This window comes from Streptomyces sp. PU-14G (assembly GCF_041028275.1).
Classification (GTDB): Bacteria; Actinomycetota; Actinomycetes; order Streptomycetales; family Streptomycetaceae; genus Streptomyces.
This window is the reverse complement of sequence record NZ_JASKYT010000717.1, coordinates 1-1021: the sequence shown is the minus strand read 5'-3', so window position 1 is coordinate 1021 and position 1021 is coordinate 1. Positions and strand designations below refer to the sequence as shown.

Genomic DNA, 1021 nt, shown 5'->3' with positions numbered 1-1021 from the left:
GCCGCCGGTGCGCCCCGGGGCGCACCGGCGGCGGGCTGCTGATTCCCGACCCGGGCGAGGGCTGGGAGCGTCCGCGGGCCGAGCGGTTCACGGTACGGGCGGGCCCCGGAGGGTCCGTGGTGGTCGAGCGGGAGGGCGGTGGCGAGGTGGGGTACGCGGTGCGGGTCAGGTGACGGTGGCGCGGGGGTGTCTTCGCTGCGGACGAGGTGTCCCGGTGGCGGCGCCCCCGCGCCGGTCGCGTCAGGGGTGTGCGGAACCCCCGCGCCGGTCGCGTCAGTGGTGTGCGGACAGTGAGCCGCGTTCCACGGGGAAGTTGAAGTAGGTGTCGGGGAACGTCTCCGGCTCGTGGGTGAAGTGCCACCACTCCTCGGGGAGGTTGGTGAAGCCCTGCCGCTCCAGGGTGGTCTTGAGGAGCTGCCGGTTGGCGCGCTGCTCGCCGGTGATCCTGGGATCGTCGGTGTGGGCGAGCGTGTCGAAGCAGTCGAAGCCGGTTCCCGTGTCGACGGAGTTGTCGGGGAACCGTTCGTCCTTGGGCGCGTAGCACGGCGTCAGGGGCTCGCCTGGCACGTAGGGGCGGGTCGGTGCGGCCGGCAGTTCGGCGAGGGTGAGGTCGACGGTGCTGCCGCGGCTGTGCCCGGACTTCTCGGCGATGTAGCCGTCCTCGAACAGCCGGTTCTTCTCGACGCGGGGGTAGAACTCGGCCTTCATCTTCTCGTCGTCGAGATCCTCGGCCCACCGTACGAAGTGGTCGACGGCGCGCTGCGGGCGGTAGCAGTCGTACACCTTGAGGGTGTAGCCCCGCTTGCGGAGGGAGCGCTGCGCCTTGGCGAGGGCCTTGGCGGTGTCCTTGGTGACCAGGCACGTCGGTTCGCGGTAGCCGTCGATGGGTTCGCCGACGAAGTTGTGCGGGGTGTGGTAACGGATCTCCTGCCGGATGGTGGGGGCGACGTCGTGCAGGGCGACGAACTCCTTGGGGGCCTCGGGGCCGTCCCCGTGGCCGTGTCCGGTGGCGGGGTGGGCC

Annotated in this window: 1 protein-coding gene; it reads right to left on the bottom strand. The window is 71.6% G+C overall.

Translation table 11 applies throughout. From position 1 onward, the window contains the following. Nucleotides 1-273: 273 nt before the first annotated feature. Nucleotides 274-1021: M15 family metallopeptidase (locus AB8Z75_RS34920; RefSeq protein WP_369209156.1), on the bottom strand; the 748-nt coding region annotated here is incomplete at its 5' end.